General features: G+C 75.3%; 1 protein-coding gene. It reads right to left on the bottom strand.

Features of this window, described 5'->3' with window-relative positions; translation table 11 throughout:
* Positions 1–8: 8 nt before the first annotated feature.
* Entirely contained in the window at positions 9–20,519 is a 20,511-nt protein-coding gene (locus ACFIF2_RS23355) for an SDR family NAD(P)-dependent oxidoreductase (protein ID WP_395575163.1), read from the bottom strand.
* Positions 20,520–20,559 lie beyond the last annotated feature (40 nt).

Raw genomic sequence — 20,559 nt, 5'->3', positions numbered from 1 at the left:
CCCCCATGTCAGTCGGTCCCCCACGTGGACGTGAGGGCGCGTAGCAGTGTGTTGATCCGGACGCGCGGAGCGCTGTCGGCCGGCATCGCCGCGATGCTTCCCCGCAGCTTGTTCAGCTCCTCCAGCACCAGGAGCGCGGTGGCCACCTCCTCGGGTACGTCGTCGCCGGTCGCCGGCAGGATCAGCGAACGCAGGTGGACCGCCAGGTCCATCGGCGTCGGACGGTCGAAGATCAGGCCCGCGGGCAGTCGTACGCCGCAGACCGCCGCCAGGTGGTTGCGCAGCCGCACCGAGCCGAGCGAGTCCATGCCCAGTTCGACGAACGTGCGGTCCCTCTCGACCTTCTCCGGGTCGGTGTGGCCGAGCAGCGACGCCGTCGCCGACCGCACGATCTCGAACACGACCTCGTCGCGCTGCTCCTCCGGTACGGCGGCCAGGCGCTCGGCGAGGGATTCGCCGCTCTCGGGCCGTACCGGGCCGGACACGCGCCGGACGGGCCGGCGGACGAGGCCGTCGAACAGCGGGTGGAGCGGCTCGTGGCGTGCCCGGGCCCGCAGCGCGGCCGTGTCCAGCAGCATCGGCACCACGGCGGGAGCGTCGGCCGCACAGGCCAGGTCGAACAGGCGCAGGCCCTGCTCGGCGGAGAGGGGGAGCACTCCGGACCGGGCGATCCGCTCCAGCTCGGCGGGGTCGAGGTGCCCGGTCATGCCGGTGGCCTGCGCCCACAGCCCCCAGGCCAGGGACTGCGCGGGCAGCCCCCTGGCCCTGCGGTGCAGGGCCAGGGCGTCCAGATGGGCGTTGGCCGCGGCGTAGTTGGCCTGGCCCGGGTTGCCGAGGATGCCGGCCGCGGCGGAGAAGAGGACGAAGGCGGTGAGGTCCATGTCACGGGTCAGCTCGTGCAGATGCCAGGCGGCATCCACCTTCGGCCGCAGGACCCGCGCGAGCCGCTCCCCGCTCAGCGAACCCACCAACGCGTCGTCGAGCACACCCGCCGCGTGCACCACCCCCCGCACCGGATGCTCCGCCGGCACCGACGCCAACGCCGCCGCCAACTCCTCCCGCACCGCCACATCACACACCCGCACCGACACCTCGGCACCCAGCCCCTCCACACTCCCCCCACCACGACTCAACAACAACAGACGCCGAACCCCATACACCTCCACCAGATGCCGCGCCACCAACCGCCCCAGCACACCCGTACCACCCGTCACCACCACCGTCCCCTCAGGACCGAACAACGACCCCGAACCCACACCACCAGCACCACCAGCACCACCTCCACCACCCACACCCAACCGCGCCAACCGCGGCACCCGCAGACCACCGGCGCGTACGGCGATCTGGGGTTCCCCGGTGGCGAGCGCCGCGGCGAGGACGTCCCGGGCAGGCGGTTCCGGAGCGTCGACGAGCACGATCCGTTCGGGATCCTCGGACTGGGCGGAGCGCACCAGGCCCCAGACGGCGGCGCCCGCCAGGTCGGTCACGTCCTCGTCCGGCGCGGCGGCGACGGCTCCGCGGGTGATCAGGACGAGCTTCGCGTCCGCCGTGCGGTCGTCGGCGAGCCAGGACCGTACGAGTTCCAGCGCCCGCGCGGTGGCCGCGTGGACGTCGGTCTGCGGCTCCCAGGGCGCCAGCACGACCTCGGGTACGGCGGGTGCCGTGCCGAGTGCCGCCACGTCCTGGTGGGTGACGAGGTCCGCGCAGTCGGGCATGAGGGCTCGGGCGCCGTCGCCCAGCAGGGCCCAGTCGCGGCGCGGTGCCGCCGTCGGCGCGACCACCGGGACCCAGTCGACGTGGAACAGGCCGTCGCGCCGCAGTGCGCGGTCGGTGTCCGGCCGGGCGTCCGGCAGCGGCCGCAGGGTGATCTCCTCGACGGTCAGGACGGTCTCGCCCGACTCGTCCGCGGCCACCAGCGTGTACGCGTCGGTCCCGGTGGGTGTCAGCCGCACGCGCAGCGCCGAGGCGCCGACCGCGTGACACGTCACCCCGCGCCACGAGACGGGCGTCAGGACACCGGAGCCGGTGTCGGAGTCACTGTCACTGCCACTGTCACTGTCACCGTGGGTGTCGCTGTCGGTGAGCCGTACGGCCTGCAGCGCGGCGTCCAGCAGGACGGGGTGGGTGCCGAACGCGTCGGCGTCGACGTCGTCGGGCAGGGCGACCTCCGCGAACACCTCGGCGCCCTCCCGCCGCACCGACCGCAGGGCCTGGAACGCGGGCCCGTACCCCACACCGAGCGACGCCAACCGGTCGTACAGGGCGGCCGGTTCGACGGTCACGGCGTCGACGGGCGGCAGGAGACGCGCCCGGGTGACGCCGTGCGGCGCGGTCGCCAGCACACCCCGGGCGTGCAGCGTCCACTCCGCCGAGTCCATGTCCGGCCGCGCGTGCACGGTGACGGTACGGGCGCCGGTGTCGTCCGGGCCCCCGACGGCGACCTGGAGGCACAGGGCTCCGTCGTCCGGCAGGGCAGGCGGTGCCTCGACGGTGAACTCCCGCAGGTGGCCGGCTCCCAGGTCGGCGCCCGCGCTCAGGGCGAGCTCGACGAGGGCGGCGTGGGGCAGCACCGTGTCACCGCGCAGTTCGTGGTCGGCGAGCCACGCCGCGCTGTGGCGGGTGATCCGGCCGACGCACACGTACCCGTCCGTGCCGGGGAGTTCCACGGCGGCGCCGAGGAACGGGTGACCGGCGACGGTCATGCCGAGCCCCGCCGGGGACGTCGCGGGCTGCGCGGCGGGGCGCAGCCAGTACCGCTCGTGCTGGAAGGCGTAGGTCGGCAGGTCGGCCCGGCGGGCGCGGGTGCCCTCGAACACCTCCTGCCACCGCACCGGGACGCCGTGCGTGAACGCCTCGGCCGCGGAGGTGAGCAGGCGGCGGGTGCCGCCCTCGTCGCGGCGCAGGGTGCCGAGGGCGAGAGCGGTGCGTCCGGCGTCGTCGATGGTCTCCTGCACGCTGCCCGAGAGCACGGGGTGCGGGCTGACCTCGACGAAGCAGGTGGCCCCCGCGGCGAGCGCGGCCCGCACGGCTGTGTCGAAGCGGACCGTGCCGCGCAGGTTGCGGTACCAGTAGTCGGGTCCCCAGGCCGTGGTGTCCATGGCCTCACCGGTCACGGTGGAGTACACCGGCACGCTCGCGACGCGGGGCCGGATTCCCTGGAGGGCGTCGGTCAGTTCGTCCCGGACGCTTTCGACCGCGGCCCCGTGGGAGGCGTAGTCGACCTCGACCGGGCGCGCCCGGATCCCCTGCCGTCCGGCCTCGGCGAGCAGGTCGTCCAGTGCCCGCCGGTCGCCCGAGACGACCACCGAGGACGGGCCGTTGACCGCCGCGAGGGACAGCCGGCCGCTGTGGCCGGCCAGCAGTGCTTCGGCGCGCTCGGCGGGCGCGGCCAGCGACACCATGCCGCCGCTGCCGGCGAGTCGGACCAGGGCGCGGCTGCGCAGGGCCACCACCCGGGCGGCGTCCTGCAAGGACAGCGCCCCCGCGACGCACGCGGCCGCCATCTCGCCCTGCGAGTGGCCCACCACGGCGTCCGGTTCGACGCCGAGCGAGCGCCACACCTGGGCCAGTGACACCATCACCGCGAAGAGCGCCGGCTGCACCACGTCGACCCGGGCGAGCGCGTCGGCGTCCCCGAGCACGTCGAGCAGCGACCACTGCGTGTACGGGCTCAGCGCGGCCGCGCACTCCCGCATCCGGTCGGCGAAGACCGGCGACTCGGCCATCAGCCCGTCGGCCATGCCCACCCATTGGGCCCCCTGCCCCGGGAAGACGAACACCGTTCGCGCGTCGGGGACGGCGCGGCCGGTCACGGCGCCGCCCCCGGCCAGGCCGCGCAGCAGCTCCGCCCGGTCGGCGCCGAGCAGGACCGCGCGGTGCTCCAGGGCCGCCCGGGCCGTCGCCAGCGTGTGGCCGACGTCCACGGCACTGGGGCCGGGGGTGTCCGCGCCGCCGTCCGTCAGGGCGGTCAGCAGCCGCCGGGCCTGGTCGCGCAGGGCGTCCTCGGTGCGCGCGGAGAGCACCCAGGGGACGACGGGCAGGGCGCGGGGCGCGTCGTGTCCGTCGCCGCCGGAGGCGAACGCGTCGCCGTCGGACGCGGACAGGTCGCCGCCGGACACGGACAGGTCGCCGTCGGACACGGGTACGTCGGTTCCGGCGCCTTCGAGGTCGGGTGCCTGCTCCAGGATCACGTGCGCGTTCGTGCCGGTCACGCCGAAGGCGGAGACGGCCGCGCGGCGTGCCCGGCCCGTCTCGGGCCACTCGACCGCGTCGGCCAGGACCCGGACCGCGCCCGCCGACCAGTCGACGTGCGTGGTGGGCTCGTCGACGTGCAGGGTGGCGGGCAGCAGGCCGTGGCGCATCGCCTCGACCATCTTGATCACCCCGGCGACGCCCGCGGCCGCCTGCGTGTGGCCGATGTTGGACTTGACCGAGCCGAGCAGCAGCGGCCGCTGCGCGTCCCGGTCGCGTCCGTACGTGGCCAGCAGCGCCTGCGCCTCGATCGGGTCGCCGAGCGAGGTGCCGGTGCCGTGGGCCTCCACGGCGTCGACGTCGTGCCCGCGCAGCCCGGCCTCGGCCAGCGCCGCGCGGATGACCCTCTGCTGGGAGGGGCCGTTGGGGGCCGAGAAGCCGCTGCTCGCGCCGTCCTGGTTGACGGCGGTCCCCCGCACCACGGCGAGGACCCGGTGGCCGTTGCGGCGCGCGTCGGAGAGCCGTTCCAGCAGGAGCACGCCGACGCCCTCGCCCCAGCCGGTGCCGTCCGCCCCGTCGGCGAACGGCTTGCAGCGGCCGTCCGGTGCCAGGGCGCGCTGGCGGCTGAACTCGACGAAGGCCGCCGGTGTCGCCATCACGGCGGCGCCGCCGGCCAGCGCCAGGGAGCACTCCGAGCGCAGCAGCGCCTTGCAGGCCAGGTGGAGCGAGACCAGCGACGAGGAACAGGCGGTGTCGACGGTGATCGCGGGGCCTTCGAGACCGAAGCTGTAGGCGATACGGCCGGACACGGCGGCGGCGCTGTTGCCGGTGCCGACGTACCCTCCGAGGTCCTCGGCCGCGGCGTGCAGGAGCAGCGAGTAGTCCTGGCCGTTCGTGCCGACGAACACGCCGGTACGGCTGCCGCGCAGCGCGTCGGGTGCGATGCCCGCCCGTTCGACGGCCTCCCAGGACGTCTCCAGCAGCAGCCGCTGCTGCGGGTCCATGGCCAGCGCCTCACGGGGGCTGATCCGGAAGAACGCCGCGTCGAAGTCCCCGGCTCCGGTGAGGAATCCGCCCTCCTTGGTGTACGACGTACCCGGCCGCTCGGGGTCGGGGGCGTGCAGCGCGGCGAGGTCCCAGCCGCGGTCGTCCGGGAACTCGGTGATCGCGTCGCCGCCGTCGCGCACCAGCCGCCACAGGTCGTCGGGGGTGCGCACGTCCCCGGGGAAGCGGCAGGCCATGCCGACGATCGCGATGGGCTCGTCCGCGGTCGCGGCGGCCCCGGGCGCGGTGTCGGCCGGGTCGCCGTCCGGCTCGGCGTCGCCCGCCAGGAGCGCTACCAGGTGGTCGGCGAGCGCGGCGGGCGACGGGTAGTCGAAGACCAGTGTCGTCGGCAGCGGCAGTCCGGTGGCCGTCGCGAGCCGGTCCCGCAGTTCCATGGCGGTCAGCGAGTCGAACCCGAGGTCCTGGAACGCCCGGTCCGCCGCGACGGGTTCGGACCCGGAGTACCCGAGCACCGCGCCGGCCTCGGCGCGGAGCAGGTCGAGCAGGATCCGGCGCCGCTGAGGTCCGGCGACGGCGTCCAGACCGGCGAGGCCGGCGACCGGTCCGCCCGACGGCGTCCCGTCCTGTGCCGCGGTCAGCGCCTGGCGCGCGTCCGGCAGTTCCGCGAACAGCGGGGCCGGCCGGACCGCGGCGAACAGCGGGGCGAGCCGGGACCAGTCGACGTCGGCGACGGTGACCGTGGTCCGGGCGTACTCCACCGCCTCCGTCATGGCGTCGAGGGCGAGGGCCGGGTCCATCGGCAGTACTCCGCGCCGGGTCAGGCCGTCGGCGTCGGCCATCCCGTCTCCGTCCCACGCTCCCCAGGCGATCGAGGTCGCGGCGAGCCCGCGCGCGGCCCGGCCGCGTGCGAGTGCGTCGAGGAAGGCGTTGCCCGCCGCGTACGCGCCCTGGCCGCCCGCGCCCCAGGTGGCGGCGATCGAGGAGAACAGGACGAAGGCGTCGAGCGGCCGGTCGGCGAGCAGCGCGTCCAGGTGGGCGGCGCCCGCGACCTTCGCCGAGGTGACGGCCGCGTAGTGGGCCGGTTCCGTGTCGGCCGCCGCGCGCACCTCGCTGACGCCCGCCGTGTGCACGACCGCCGTGAGCGGGTGCTCCGCCGGTACGGCCGCCAGCACCCCGGCGAGCGCGTCCCGGTCGCGTACGTCGCAGGCCACGGTGGTCACCGCGGCGCCGAGGCCGGTGAGTTCGGCCGTGAGCGCGTCGGCCCCGGGTGCGTCCGGGCCGCGGCGGCTGACCAGCAGCAGACGGTCGGCGCCCCGGCGTGCGAGGTGCCGTGCGACGTGCCCGGCGAGGGCTCCGCTGCCGCCGGTGATCAGCACGGTGCCGTGCGGGGTCCACGGGCGGCGTTCACCGACGCGGGGCAGGGCCCGGATCACCCTGCGGGCGAACACACCGGCGGGCCGCAGCGCGACCTGGTCCTCGGTACGGCTCACGAGGGCACCGACGAGGCGGGTGAGGCAGCGTTCGTCGGCCTCGTCCGGCAGGTCGACGAGTCCGCCCCACCGGTCGGGGTGCTCCAGGGCCAGTACCCGGCCCAGACCCCAGAGCTGCGCCTGCCCGGGAGCGACCGGCCCGTCCGCGGGGTGTGCGGACACCGCTCCCCGGGTCAGACACCACAGGGGTGCCCGCACGTCGGCCTCGACGAGTCCGGCGAGCAGTTCCAAGGTCGTCCCGATCCCGGCCGGGACGTCCGGGTGCCCGGCCGACGGCCGGTCGTCGAGCGCGGCCAGGGACACCACCGCGGCGACCGTTTCCCCGTCCGCCACCGCGTCGCGCAGCAGTGCCGCGACGTCGTCGCGTGGCCGTGCGCCGTCGAGCGTCAGGGTGCGCACCCGCGCGCCGTGAGCCGCCAGCGCCGTGGCGATCGCGGCGTCCACGGGACCGGCGAGGCCGTTCGCGGGGGCGACGACGAGCCAGGTCCCGGTCGGCACGGCCGGTGTCGGTTCGGCCAGGGGGCTCCAGGACTCCCGGTACCGCAGGGCGTCGGCGGCGGCCGCCTCCGCTGCCGGTACGGGCGTCCTGGCCGGGTCCAGCCAGTACCTCCGGCGCTGGAACGGGTAGGTGGGCAGGTCCACGCGCCGCGCGCCCGTGCCGGCGAACAGGGACGCGGGGTCCGCTTCCGTGCCCCGCACGTACAGGGCGGCGACGGCCGAGAGGACGGCGGTGACGTCGTCCCGGTCGGCACGCAGGGTGGGGACGACGGCGGCGGCGTCGGCGCGGTCCGCGAGGCAGTCCCGCGTCATCGGGGTCAGGACGCCGCCGGGCCCCAGTTCGACGTACGTCGTCACGCCGAGCCGGTGCAGGGTGTGCGCGCCGTCGAGGTAGCGCACGGTCGACCGGGCGTGGTCGGTCCAGTACTCCGCAGAACACGCCTGCTCGTCCGTGAGGGGCTCACCGGTCACCGTGGACACGAGGGGTGTCCGGGGCGGCGCGGGGCGCAGGCCGCGGACGACCTGGGCGAACTCCTCGAGCATCGGCTCCATCAGGGGCGAGTGGAACGCGTGGCTGACGGCCAGTCGCCGGGTCTTCCTGCCCTGGCCGGCCCAGTACGCCTCGATGCGGGTGACGGTGTCGCCGTCGCCGGAGACGACGGTGGCCGACGGGCCGTTCACGGCGGCGATGCCGACGAGGTGCTCCACCCCGGACAGCGACGTCAGCACCTCGTCCGGGGTGGCCCGCACCGACACCATCGCCCCGCCGGCCGGGAGTTCCTGCATGAGGCGGCCGCGCGCGGCGACCAGCGTGCACGCGTCCTCCAGCGTGAACACGCCCGCGATGTGGGCCGCGGCGATCTCCCCGACGGAGTGGCCGATCAGCCGGTCGGGTCTGATGCCCCAGTCCTCGAAGAGGCGGGCGAGCGCGACCTCCACGGCGAACAGGGCCGGCTGGGTCCAGAGGGTCTCGTCGAGCGACGCGGCGCCGTCGAAGACGACGGAACGCAGCGGGACGTCCAGGTCTGCGTCGAACCGCGCGCACACGGCGTCGAAGGCCCGGGCGAACGCGGGGTACGCGGCGTACAGGGCGCGTCCCATGCCGGTGTACTGGGCGCCCTGCCCGGAGAACAGATACGCGAGCCGGTTGTCCGGCACCACGGTGCCGGTGACGGCTCCCGGCGCCCGGCCGCCGGTGGCGAGCGCGGTGAGGGCGGCGGCCCGTCCCTCCGGGTCCTGGGCGATCACGGCCGCCCGGTGCTCCAGAGCCGTGCGGGTGGTGGCCAGGGAGTAGGCCATGTCCACCGTGTCGTGCTCGGTGCTGGGCACCAGCTGGGCGGCGCGGGCCCGGAGGGCAGCGGGGCCGCGGGCGGAGAGGAACCAGGGGACGACCGGGGCGGTGCCGTCGGCCGCCTCCCTTTCGGGGTGGCTGTCCGTGCCGGTCGCGGCTTCGAGGATGACGTGCGCGTTGGTGCCGCTGACACCGAACGACGACACGCCCGCCCGCCAGGGCCGGTCCACCTCGGGCCACGCCGTCCGCTCCGTCAGCAGCCGTACGTCACCCGCGGACCAGTCGACGTGCGGCGACGGCTCGTCCACGTGAAGCGTGGCCGGCAGCTCACCGTGCCGCATCGCCATCACCATCTTGATGACACCCGCCACACCCGCGGCCGCCTGCGTATGACCCAGATTCGACTTCACCGAGCCCAGCAGCAGCGGCTCCTGCCTCCCCTGACCGTAGGTGGCCAGCAACGCCTGCGCCTCGATCGGATCGCCCAGCCTGGTGCCGGTCCCGTGAGCCTCCACCGCGTCCACCTCGGACGGCTGCAACCCCGCACTCGCCAAGGCCCGCCGGATCACACGCTGCTGCGACGGGCCGTTCGGCGCGGTCAGTCCGTTCGAGGCGCCGTCCTGGTTCACCGCCGACCCGCGCACCACCGCCAGCACCCGATGACCGTTGCGACGGGCGTCCGACAGACGCTCCACCAACAGGACACCGACGCCCTCGGACCACCCCGTGCCGTCGGCACCGGCCGCGAACGCCTTGCACCGCCCGTCGTGCGAGAGGCCGCCCTGCCGGCTGAACTCGATGAAGGCCGCGGGCGACGACATCACCGTCACGCCGCCGACGAGCGCCAGCGAGCACTCGCCCTGCCGCAGCGACTGCGCCGCCAGGTGCAGCGCCACCAGCGACGACGAACACGCCGTGTCCACCGTCACCGCGGGCCCTTCGAGACCGAAGGTGTACGCCACGCGGCCGGTGGCGACGCTGCCCGCACTGCCGTTGCCCAGATAGCCCACCAGGTCGCCGGGGACGACGTCGTGGAGCCGTGCCGCGTAGTCGTGGTACATCACGCCGGCGAAGACGCCGGTGTCGCTGCCGCGCAGGGCGGCCGGGTCGATGCCGGCCCGCTCGACGGCCTCCCAGCTCGTCTCCAGCAGCAACCGCTGCTGCGGGTCCATCGCCAGCGCCTCACGCGGCGAGATCCCGAAGAACTCCGCGTCGAAGTCGGCGACGTCGTAGAGGAATCCGCCCTCACGCGCGGACGACCTGACGGTCTGGCCCGTGTCGAAGAGGCGGTCCAGGTCCCAGCCGCGGTCGGTCGGGAAGGCGGAGATGGCGTCCTGTCCGCCGGACACCACCCGCCACAGGTCCTCGGGGGACCGGACACCGCCGGGGTAGCGGCAGCTCATGCCCACGATCGCGAGGGGTTCGTCGACCGCGCCCCTCGCGGGGCGTGCCGCGACGGCCGCCGGGGCGGCCGCGGCTCCTTCGCCGAGGAGTCTCGCCAGCAGGTGATCGGTGAGTGCCGACACGTTCGGATGGTCGAAGACCAGCGTGGCGGGCAGTCTGAGGCCGGTGGCCGAAGCGAGCCGGTTGCGCAGTTCGACGGCGGACAGGGAGCTGAAGCCCATGTCCTTGAAGGCCCGTTCGGCCGAGACCGCTTCGGCGGCGCTGTGGCCGAGCACGACGCCCGTGTGGGCGCGCACCAGGTTCAGGACGGTCTCGTGGCGGTCCCTCTCCCCGAGGCCGGCGAGTCGGTCGCGCAGTGCTTCGCCGCCCGGTGCCGCGGAGGCGGCCGTCCGGCGCTCCGGTGCGCGGACCAGGCCGCGCAGCAGGGGCGGTACGGCCTGGCCCCGGCCGCGGAGTCCGCCGGCCGTGAAGGCGACCGGGAGGACGAGTGGCTCGTCGCGCCCGAGGGCGTCGTCGAACATCGCCAGCCCTTCGGCCGCGGACAGCGGGCGGATGCCGCTGCGGGAGACGCGGTCCAGGTCGTGACCGTCGAGCCGCCCGGTGAGGGCGGAGCGGTCCTCCCACAGGCCCCAGGCCAGCGAGTGTGCCGGCAGGCCCTGGGCCCTGCGGTACGCGGCGAGCGTGTCCAGGAAGACGTTGCCCGCGGCGTAGTTGCCCTGTCCGGCGCTGCCCAGGGTGCCGGCCGCCGAGGAGAACAGGACGAAGGCGGTGAGGTCCATGTCACGGGTCAGCTCGTGCAGGTGCCAGGCGGCATCCACCTTCGGCCGCAGGACCCGCGCGAGCCGCTCCCCGCTCAGCGAACCCACCAACGCGTCGTCGAGCACCCCCGCCGCGTGCACCACCCCCCGCACCGGATGCTCCGCCGGCACCGACGCCAACGCCGCCGCCAACTCCTCCCGCACCGACACATCACACACCCGCACCGACACCTCGGCACCCAGCCCCTCCACACTCCCCCCACCACGACTCAACAACAACAGACGCCGAACCCCGTACACCTCCACCAGATGCCGCACCACCAACCGCCCCAGCACACCCGTACCACCCGTCACCACCACCGTCCCCTCAGGACCGAACCACGACCCCGAACCCACACCACCCACACCACCCACACCACCAGCACCACCCGCACCCAAGCGCGCCAACCGCGGCACCCGCAGACCACCACCGTGCCAGGCGAGTTGCGGTTCGTCGCCGACGGCGGCGAGGTCGAGGACCTCCTTGGGTACGGCGTGTCCGTCCGTGTCGAGGAGTCCGAACACCCCGGGGTGTTCCGACTGGGCGGCGCGCACCAGGCCCCAGGCCGTGGCGCCGGCCGGGCCGGTGGGTGCCTCGCCGACGGCGCCGTGTGTCACCAGCACCAGCCGGCTGTCGGCGAGCCGGTCCTCGGCGAGCCAGGCGTGCAGCAGGTCCAGTGCGGTGCGCGCGCTCGTGTGCGCGGCCGCGACGACGTCGTCGCCTGGCGACGGCTCCGGGAGGGCGGCGAACACGGCGTCGGGAAGGTCCGCGCCCGCGTCGAGGGCGGCGAGCAGGGCGGCGAGGTCCGGGTGGTGCTCGCCGTCCGGTTCCGGTCCGGGGTCGCCGAGCCGCACCGTACGGACGGCGCCCGTCGTGGTGGGGACGGGCAGGACGGTCCAGTCCAGGGCGTGCAGCGGGCTGCGGGTGACGGGCTGTGCGCCGGTGAGGGGCCGGACCGCCAGGGATCCCACCGAGGCGACGGCGGTCCCGCTCTCGTCGGTGACCAGCAGGGCCACGGTGTCCGTCCCGGTCGGGGAGAGCCGGACCCGCAGGGCGGCCGCGCCCGTGGCGTACAGGGTGACGTCCGACCAGGAGAACGGCAGCCGCGGCGCCGCGTCCCCGGGCCGCGCGGTCGCGACGGCGCGCGCGTGCAGGGCCGCGTCGAGGAGGGCGGGGTGGAGGCCGAAGCGGCCTGCCGCGGAGTGCTGCTCTTCGGGCAGCCGGACCTCGGCGAGGACGTCGTCGCCGTCCAGCCAGGCGGCCCGCAGTCCCTGGAACACGGGTCCGTAGTGCAGCCCGGACTCCGCGAAGCGCGGGTAGAAGCCGTCCAGGGGCACGGGGACCGCGCCCGGCGGCGGCCACTCGGCCGGGCCGTCCTGGAACTCCTCCCCCGGGCGCGGGCCCCGCGAGGCGCCCTCGCGTTCCGGGCCGAGCACTCCGGTGGCGTGCCCGGTCCAGTCCGCGTCGCCGTCCCGCCGTGCGTGCACGGTGATCTCACGGCGGCCCTCGTCGTCGGCGGCGGCGACGGTCACCTGCACGTGGACGTCTCCGTGCGGGGGCAGCACCAGCGGGGCCCGCAGGGTGAGTTCCTCGATCCACGGGCAGCCCACTTCGTCGCCGGCGCGTATCGCCATGTCGACGTAGGCGGTGCCGGGCAGGACGAGCGCGTCCTGGACGCGGTGGTCGGCCAGCCACGGGTGGGTCCGGGTGGACAGCCGTCCGGTCAGCAGGCAGGTGTCGGCCCCGGCGGGCGTGACGACGGCGCCGAGCAGCGGGTGCGCGGCGTCGGCCAGGCCGAGACCCGAGGCGTCTCCCGCGCGGGCCAGGTAGTCGTCCGGCCAGAACCGGCGCCGCTGGAAGGCGTAGGTCGGCAGGTCGACCGGGCGGCCGGTGGGCAGGACCGGCCGCCAGTCCACGGCGACCCCTCGGACGTGCGCCTCGGCCAGTGCCGTCACGAAGCGTGGCAGGCCGCCCTCGTCGCGGTGCAGCGTGCCGAGCACGGAGACGGTCCGCTCCTGTGCGTCGGCGGTCTCCTGCACGGCGGGGATGAGCACGGGGTGCGGGCTGACCTCGACGAACACGGTGTGCCCGTGCTCGACGGCCTGCCGGGTCGCCCGCTCGAAGCCGACGGTGCGGCGGAGGTTGTCGTACCAGTAGGCGGCGTCCAGCCGGGCCGTGTCCAGCGGTTCGCCGGTCACGGCGGAGTAGAACGGGGTGTGGCCGGACCGGGGGCGGATCGGCGCGAGGGCGTCGGCGAGCCGTTCCCGGATCTCCTCCACCTGCGGGGAGTGCGAGGCGTAGTCGACGTCGATCCGCTTCGCCCGTACGTCGGCGGCGAGGCAGGCGGCCAGGAACGCGTCCAGGGCCTCGCTCTCGCCGGACACCACCACGGCGGCGGGTCCGTTGACGGCGGCGATCGCGAGGCGTCCGTCCCAGGTCGTGAGCCGTTCGGCGACCTGGTCGGGTGTTTCGGGCACCCAGACCATGCCGCCCCGGCCGGACAGGGCGGTCAGGGCCTGGCTGCGCAGGGTCACCACGCGGGCGGCGTCGGACAGCGAGAGTCCGCCCGCGACGTGGGCGGCGGCGATCTCACCCTGGCTGTGTCCGAGGACGGCGTCCGGTTCGACGCCGTACGCGCGCCACAGTTCGGCGAGCGAGACCATGACGGCGAACAGCACCGGCTGGACCACGTCGACGCGGTCGAGGGCGGGCGCGCCCGGCTCGCCCCGGACGACGTCCAGGAGCGACCAGTCGACGAAGGGGTCGATCGCGGCCGCGCACTCGGCCATGCGCGCGGCGAACACGGGGGCGGCTTCGAGGAGTTCCCTCGCCATGCCGCTCCACTGCGTTCCCTGGCCGGGGAAGACGAACGCGATCTGCGGTCGGGTGAGTGCCGTGCCGCGGACCGTTCCGGTGGCCGGGCGGTCCTCGGCCAGTGCCCGCAGGAGTTCCGGCAGTTCCGCGGCGGTCCGCGGGAGCAGTACGGCGCGGTGGTGCAGCGCCGACCGGGTGGTGGCGAGGGAGTACGCCAGGTCGGCGGGCGTGGCGACCTGTTCGCCGGTCACCGCGGCCGGTTCGTCGTCGAGCCGTTCCAGCAGCCGGGCCGCCTGGTCGCGCAGGGCCCGGTCGTCGGCGGCGGAGAGGACCCAGGGCGTGACAGGGCCGGTGGCGTCGCCCGCCTCCGCCGCGGGGTGGCTGTCCGTGCCGGTCGCGGCTTCGAGGATGACGTGCGCGTTGGTGCCGCTGACACCGAACGACGACACGCCCGCCCGCCAAGGGCGGTCCACCTCGGGCCACGGCGTCCGCTCCGTCAGCAGCCGTACGTCACCTGCCGACCAGTCGACGTGCGGCGACGGCTCGTCCACGTGAAGCGTGGCCGGCAGCTCACCGTGGCGCATCGCCATCACCATCTTGATGACACCCGCCACACCCGCGGCCGCCTGCGTATGACCCAGGTTCGACTTCACCGAGCCCAGCAGCAGGGGCTCCTGCCTCCCCTGTCCGTAGGTGGCCAGCAACGCCTGCGCCTCGATCGGGTCGCCCAGCCTGGTGCCGGTCCCGTGGGCCTCGACCGCGTCCACCTCGGACGGCTCCAGCCCCGCACTCGCCAAGGCCCGCCGGATCACCCGCTGCTGCGACGGGCCGTTCGGCGCGGTCAGTCCGTTCGAGGCGCCGTCCTGGTTCACCGCCGACCCGCGCACCACCGCCAGCACCCGATGACCATTGCGCCGGGCGTCCGACAGACGCTCCACCAGCAGCACACCCACGCCCTCGGACCATCCCGTGCCGTCGGCACCGGCCGCGAACGCCTTGCACCGCCCGTCCGGTGAGAGCCCGCCCTGCCGGCTGAACTCCACGAACTGCATCGGCGTCGACATCACGGTCGCACCGCCGACGAGCGCCAGCGAGCACTCGCCCTGCCGCAGCGACTGCACCGCCAGGTGCAGCGCCACCAGCGAGGCCGAGCACGCGGTGTCCACCGTCACCGCGGGGCCTTCGAGGCCGAACGTGTAGGACAGCCGGCCGGAGAAGACGGCGCCGCCGTTGCCGATGCCGACGAAGCCCTCCAGTTCCTCCGGGAGGTCCTGGAGGAGAAGGGCGTAGTCCTGGCCGTTGGTGCCGGCGAAGACACCGGTGTCGCTGCCGCGCAGGGCGGCCGGGTCGATGCCGGCCCGCTCGAAGACCTCCCAGCTGGTCTCCAGCAGCAGCCGCTGCTGCGGGTCCATCGCCAGCGCCTCACGCGGCGAGATCCCGAAGAACTCCGCGTCGAAGTCACCCGCGTCGGTCAGGAATCCGCCGTTGCGCACGCTCGACCGGCCGTCGCCGAGCAGTTGCTCCAGGTCCCAGCCGCGGTCGGTCGGGAAGGCGCCGATGCCCTCCTGCTCCTGGGCGACCAGTCGCCAGAGGTCTTCCGGCGAGCGCACACCGCCGGGGAAGCGGCACGCCATGCCGACGATCGCGATGGGCTCGTCCGGCGTGCCGCTCGTCGCGGCGGCGGACGGTGTCCGCGTCGTCGTCCGTGCCGTGTCGGCCAGTTCCTCGTCGAGGAAGCGGGCCAGCTCGGCCGGGGTCGGGTAATCGAAGACGAGTGTGGTGGACAGGCGGACACCGGTGGCGTGGGTGAGGCGGTTGCGCAGTTCGACCGCGGTGAGGGAGTCGATGCCCAGCTCACTGAAGAGGCGGTCGGCGCCGGCCGACTCGGTGGAGTCGTGGCCGAGCACGGCGGCCGTGTGGGTGCGGACCAGGTTCAGCAGCGTCCTGGACCGTTCCGCGTCCGACATGCCGGCCAGGTCGAGCCGTGTGCCGGAGGTCTGACCGCCGGTCGTCACCGGGCCGGACGTCGCCGGCGGGACGAGGCCGTGCAGGAGCGGCGGCACGGTGCCGGACGCCGCTCGCGCCCGCCAGGCGGCCAGGTCGACCGGCGCGGCGACCACGACGGGACGGTCCGCGTCGAGCGCCGCGTCGAAGAGGGCGAGGCCCTGCTCGGTGGGCATCGGGATGATGCCGGCGCTTCTGGCCCGCGTGTGGTGGGCGTCGCCGAGTTCTCGCGTCATGCCGCTGCGTTCCGCCCACAGGCCCCACTGCACGGAGACCATCGGCAGGCCCAGCGCCGCGCGGTGCGTGGCGAACGCGTCGAGGAAGGTGTTCGCCGCCGCGTAGTTGCCCTGGCCTCCGGCGCCGATGGTGGCGGCGGCCGAGGAGAAGACGACGAAGGCGGCGAGGTCGAGGTCGCGGGTGAGGTCGTGGAGGTGGAGCACCGCGTCGACCTTGGGCCGCAGCACGCGGTCCACCTGTTCCTCGGTCAACGAGCTGATCAGTCCGTCGTGCACGACACCGGCGCTGTGCACGACGGCCGTCAGCGGGTGTGCGGCCGGTATCGCCGCCAGGCAGGCCGCCAGTTCGTCGCGGTCTCCCACGTCGCAGGCGGCGACGGTCGCGTCGGCGCCCAGCTCGGCGAGTTCGGCACACAGCGAGGCCGCGCCGTCGGCGGCCGCTCCGCGTCGGCTGACCAGCAGCAGATGCCGTACGCCGTGCCGCTCCGCCAGGTGCCGGGCGACGAGCCGGCCGACGCCGCTCGTGGCACCGGTGACCAGGACGGTCCCGTCGGGGTCGAGGCGTGGCGCGGCGGGGAGGCCGGGCTGCCGCAGCCGGGCCAGCCGGGGCGCGTGGGCGGTGCCGGCCCGCAGCGCCAGCTGGGGTTCGCCGCCGGCCAGGGCCGGGGCGACCGAACGGTACGAGGCGGCCGTGCCGTCCACGTCGAGGAGCAGGAACCGGTCGGGGTGCTCGGACTGCGCGGACCGGACGAGCCCCCAGACCGGGGCCGTGGCCAGGTCGTCCGGCGGGGCGTCCGGCGCGGTGGTCACGGCGCCTTGGGTCACCACCACGAGGCGGGACGCGGCGAAGGCGTCGTCCGCGAGCCACTGCCGGGCCAGTTCGAGGACGGTCCGGAGCGCGGCGCGTACGTCCTGGCCGAGCGCACCCGGATCCCCGGGGCCCTCGGTGCCATCGGCGGCGCCGGGCCCGTTCGGCGGCACGGGGGCGAGGACGACGGCGGGCGCCGGGGTCCCGGCCCGTACGGCCCGGGACAGCTCGGTGAGGTCGGCGTACGGCACCGCGTCACCGAACAGGGCGGCGGTGCCGGCGTCCCCGAGCACCGCCCACCCGTCGTCGGGGATGTTCCCGTGCTCGAGCGGCACCTCGTCCCAGGCGATCCGGAAGAGGGCGTCGCCGTGCCGGCCGCGCACGGCCGTCTCCCCGAACGTCACGGCGTCCGCCCGGGCGATGGTGCGCCCCGCGTCGTCGGTGAGGACCAGGGACGCGGTGTGCTCGCCGGTCAGGGTGAGCTCGGCGCGGGCCGCGGTCGCACCGGGTGCGTGGAGTTCCACCCCGTGCCACCGGACGGGCAGCAGGCTGAGCCGGTGGTCGCTCACCGGGGGCATGAGAGGCCCGGCGGCCTGGACGACGGCGGCCAGGAGGGCGGGGTGCAGGCCGTAGAGGGCGGTGCCGGCCGGCGCGTCGGCGGACGGCCCGACGTCGGCGTACAGGGTGTCGCCGTCGCGCCGCGCGCCGAGCAGCCGCGGGCCGTCGGCGCCGCTGCCCCGCTCGGCGTGCGGAGCGGCGGTGCCGGTCGTCCCGGCGGTGCCGCTCGCCGCGGCGGTCCCGTCGGGCGGGCCGTGGTCCGTCGCGGGCGCGGGCAGCGGGCCTCGGTCGAGGACGCCGGCGGCGTGGCGGGTCCACGGGGCGTCGTCGTGGTCCTCACGGGCGTGGACGGTGACGGGCCGGCCGCCGGTCTCGTCCGGCGCGCCCACCCGTACCTGTACGACGAGACCGCCGGTTTCCGGCAGGGTCAGCGGCTCGTCCACGGCCAGCTCGGCGACGCGGCCGCAGCCGACCCGGTCGCCCGCGTGCAGCGCCAGTTCCAGCAGGGCGGCGGCCAGACGGGGCACGCCGTCGGCCGGGTCGGCGAGCCAGGGGTGGCTGTGCCGGGACAGCAGGCCGGTCAGCAGCAGTCCGTCACCGTCGGCGAGCGCCACGGCCGCGCCGAGCAGCGGGTGGTTCGCGGTGCCGACGCCGGCGCGGGTCACGTCGCCGGTCGCGGAGAACGGGTTCTTCAGCCAGTGGCGCTCGCGCTGGAACGCGTAGGTCGGCAGGTCGGCCGGGGCGGCACCGCTGCCGGCGAACACGGCCGCCCAGTCGACGGGGGTGCCGTTGGCGTGGGCACCGGCCAGCGCGGTCACGGTGGTGGTGATCTCGTCCTTGCCGTGGCGCAGCGCGGGCGTCAGGAGTACGTCGGTGCGGTCGGCGGGCACGCTGTCGCGGCCCAGACCGGTGAGGACGCCGCCCGGCCCCAGTTCGACGAACGTGGTCACCCCGCGGGTGAGCAGGTCCTCCATCCCGGCGTGGAAGCGGACGGGTTCCCGGACGTGGCGCACCCAGTACGCGGCGGTCGCGAGGTCGTCGGCCGCGGCGACCCGGCCGGTCACGTCGGAGACGACCGGGATCCGCGGCGGGTGGAACGTCAACTCCTCGACGACGGAGCGGAACTCCTCCAGCATCGGTTCCATGGACGGCGAGTGGAACGCGTGGTTCGTGGCCAGCCGCTTCGACCTGCGCTCGCCCAGGGCCGACAGCACGGACGACACCGCGTCCTCGTCGCCCGAGACGACGACGGAGGCGGGGCCGTTGACCGCCGCGATCGAGACGCGGTCGGTGAGCAGGGGTGCCACCTCCGCCTCGGAGGCGGCCACGGACACCATGACGCCGGGTGCCATCGCCTGCATGAGCCGTCCGCGGGCCGTGACGAGGACGCAGGCGTCCTCCAGGGAGAGCACGCCGGCCACGTGGGCGGCGGCGACCTCGCCCACGGAGTGCCCGAGGAGGTAGTCCGGCCGTACTCCCCAGCTCTCCCACAGCCGGCACAGCGCCACTTCGAGCGCGAACAGTGCGGGCTGCGCGTACCGCGTGTGCTCGAGCAGGCCGTCGTCGCCGAACAGCACGTCGCGGACGGGCCGGCCCAGGAGCGGGTCGAGGGTCGCCGCGACGGCGTCGAGGGCCGCGGCGAACCCCGGTACCCGGTCGTGGAGGCGGCGTCCCGTGCCGGGCCGCTGCGCGCCCTGGCCGCCGAGCAGGAACGCGGTGCGTCCGCTCTTGACCCGGGTGTCGCCACCGAGCAGGTACGGGGAGGCGGTGCCCTGGGCCAGCGCGTCGAGGCCGCGCAGCGCGGACGCGCGGTCCTCGCAGACGACGGCGGCCCGGAAGGGCAGCGCCGCGCGGCCGGTGGCCAGCGAGTACGCGAGGTCCAGGAGGCCGGCGTCCGGGTCGTCGTCCAGCCGCGCCAGGAGCCGGGTGGCCTGTGCGCGCAGGGCGCGCGGAGTGTGGCCGGACAGCAGCAGCGGCAGGGTGCCGTGGGTGAGGGGGCCGGGTGCCGTGACGGCGGGGGCCGGCTCGGCGGCCGGCGGCTGTTCGACGATCACGTGGGCGTTGGTGCCGCTGACTCCGAACGAGGAGACGCCGACGCGGCGCGGCCGGTCCGTGACGGGCCAGTCCGTCGGCTCGGTCGGCAGCAGCACGGCACCGGACGACCAGTCCACGTGGGAGGTCGGCCGGTCGACGTGGAGGGTGGGCGGCACCACCGCGTGGCGGACGGCGAGGATCGCCTTGATGACTCCGGCGACGCCCGCGGCGGCCTGCGTGTGGCCGAGGTTGGACTTCACCGAGCCCAGGAGCAGCGGCCGTCGCGCCGTGTGGTGGCGGCCGTAGGTGGCGAGGACCGCGTTGGCCTCGATCGGGTCGCCCAGGGTGGTGCCGGTGCCGTGTGCCTCGACGGCGTCGATCTCGTCGGGGGTGAGCCCGGCGTTGTCGAGGGCGTCCCGGATGACGCGCTCCTGCGCCGGGCCGTTCGGCGCGGTGAGGCCGTTGCTGGCGCCGTCCTGGTTCACGGCGCTGCCGCGCACCACGGCCAGCACCTGGTGGCCGTTGGCGCGCGCGTCCGACAGCCGCTCCAGCAGGAGCAGGCCGACCCCCTCGCCCCAGCCGGTGCCGTCCGCCGCGTTCGCGAACGGTTTGCACAGGCCGTCGGGTGCCATGCCGCGCTGGCGGCTGAACTCGATGAAGGCGCCCGGTGTCGACATGACCGTCGCGCCGCCCGCGAGCGCGAGGGCGCACTCTCCCTGGCGCAGTGACTGGACGGCCAGGTGCAGGGCCACCAGCGACGACGAGCAGGCGGTGTCGACGGTGACGGCGGGGCCCTCCAGGCCGAGCGTGTACGCCACGCGGCCGGAGAGCACGCTGGCGGTGTTGCCGGTGAGGCGGTGGCCTTCGAGGGCCTCGGACTCCAGCGAGGTCATCAGCAGGCGGACGTAGTCCTGACCGTTCGTGCCGGCGAAGACGCCGGTCCTGCTGCCCCGCAGCGTCGCGGGGTCGATGCCGGCCCGTTCCAGGGTCTCCCAGGCGACCTCCAGGAGGTGCCGCTGCTGGGGGTCCATCGCCAGCGCCTCGCGCGGGGAGATCCCGAAGAACTCGGCGTCGAAGTCGGCGGCGTCCGCGAGGAAGGCACCGCGACGGGTGTAGCTGGTGCCCGGCCGGTCGGGGTCGGGGTCGAACAGCGAGGCCAGGTCCCAGCCGCGGTCGGCGGGGAAGTCGGCCACGGCGTTCCCGCCGGACACGAGCAGCCGCCACAGGTCCTCCGGCGAGGCCACTTCGCCGGGGAAGCGGCATCCGATGCCGACGACCGCGATCGGCTCTCGCCGCTCCTCCTGGATCTCCCGCAGCTGCCTGCGGGTGTCCTGCAGATCGGTGGTGACGCGCTTGAGGTAGTAGCTGAGACGCTCTTTGTCCGCCATGTGGTGGGTGCCCCTTGAAGAACGGAAACGTGTCGGCCGG

This window comes from Streptomyces sp. BK79 (genome assembly GCF_044142145.1).
GTDB lineage: Bacteria > Actinomycetota > Actinomycetes > Streptomycetales > Streptomycetaceae > Streptomyces.
The sequence above is the reverse complement of the archived record's forward strand: the minus strand, read 5'-3'. Positions and strand labels throughout refer to the sequence as shown.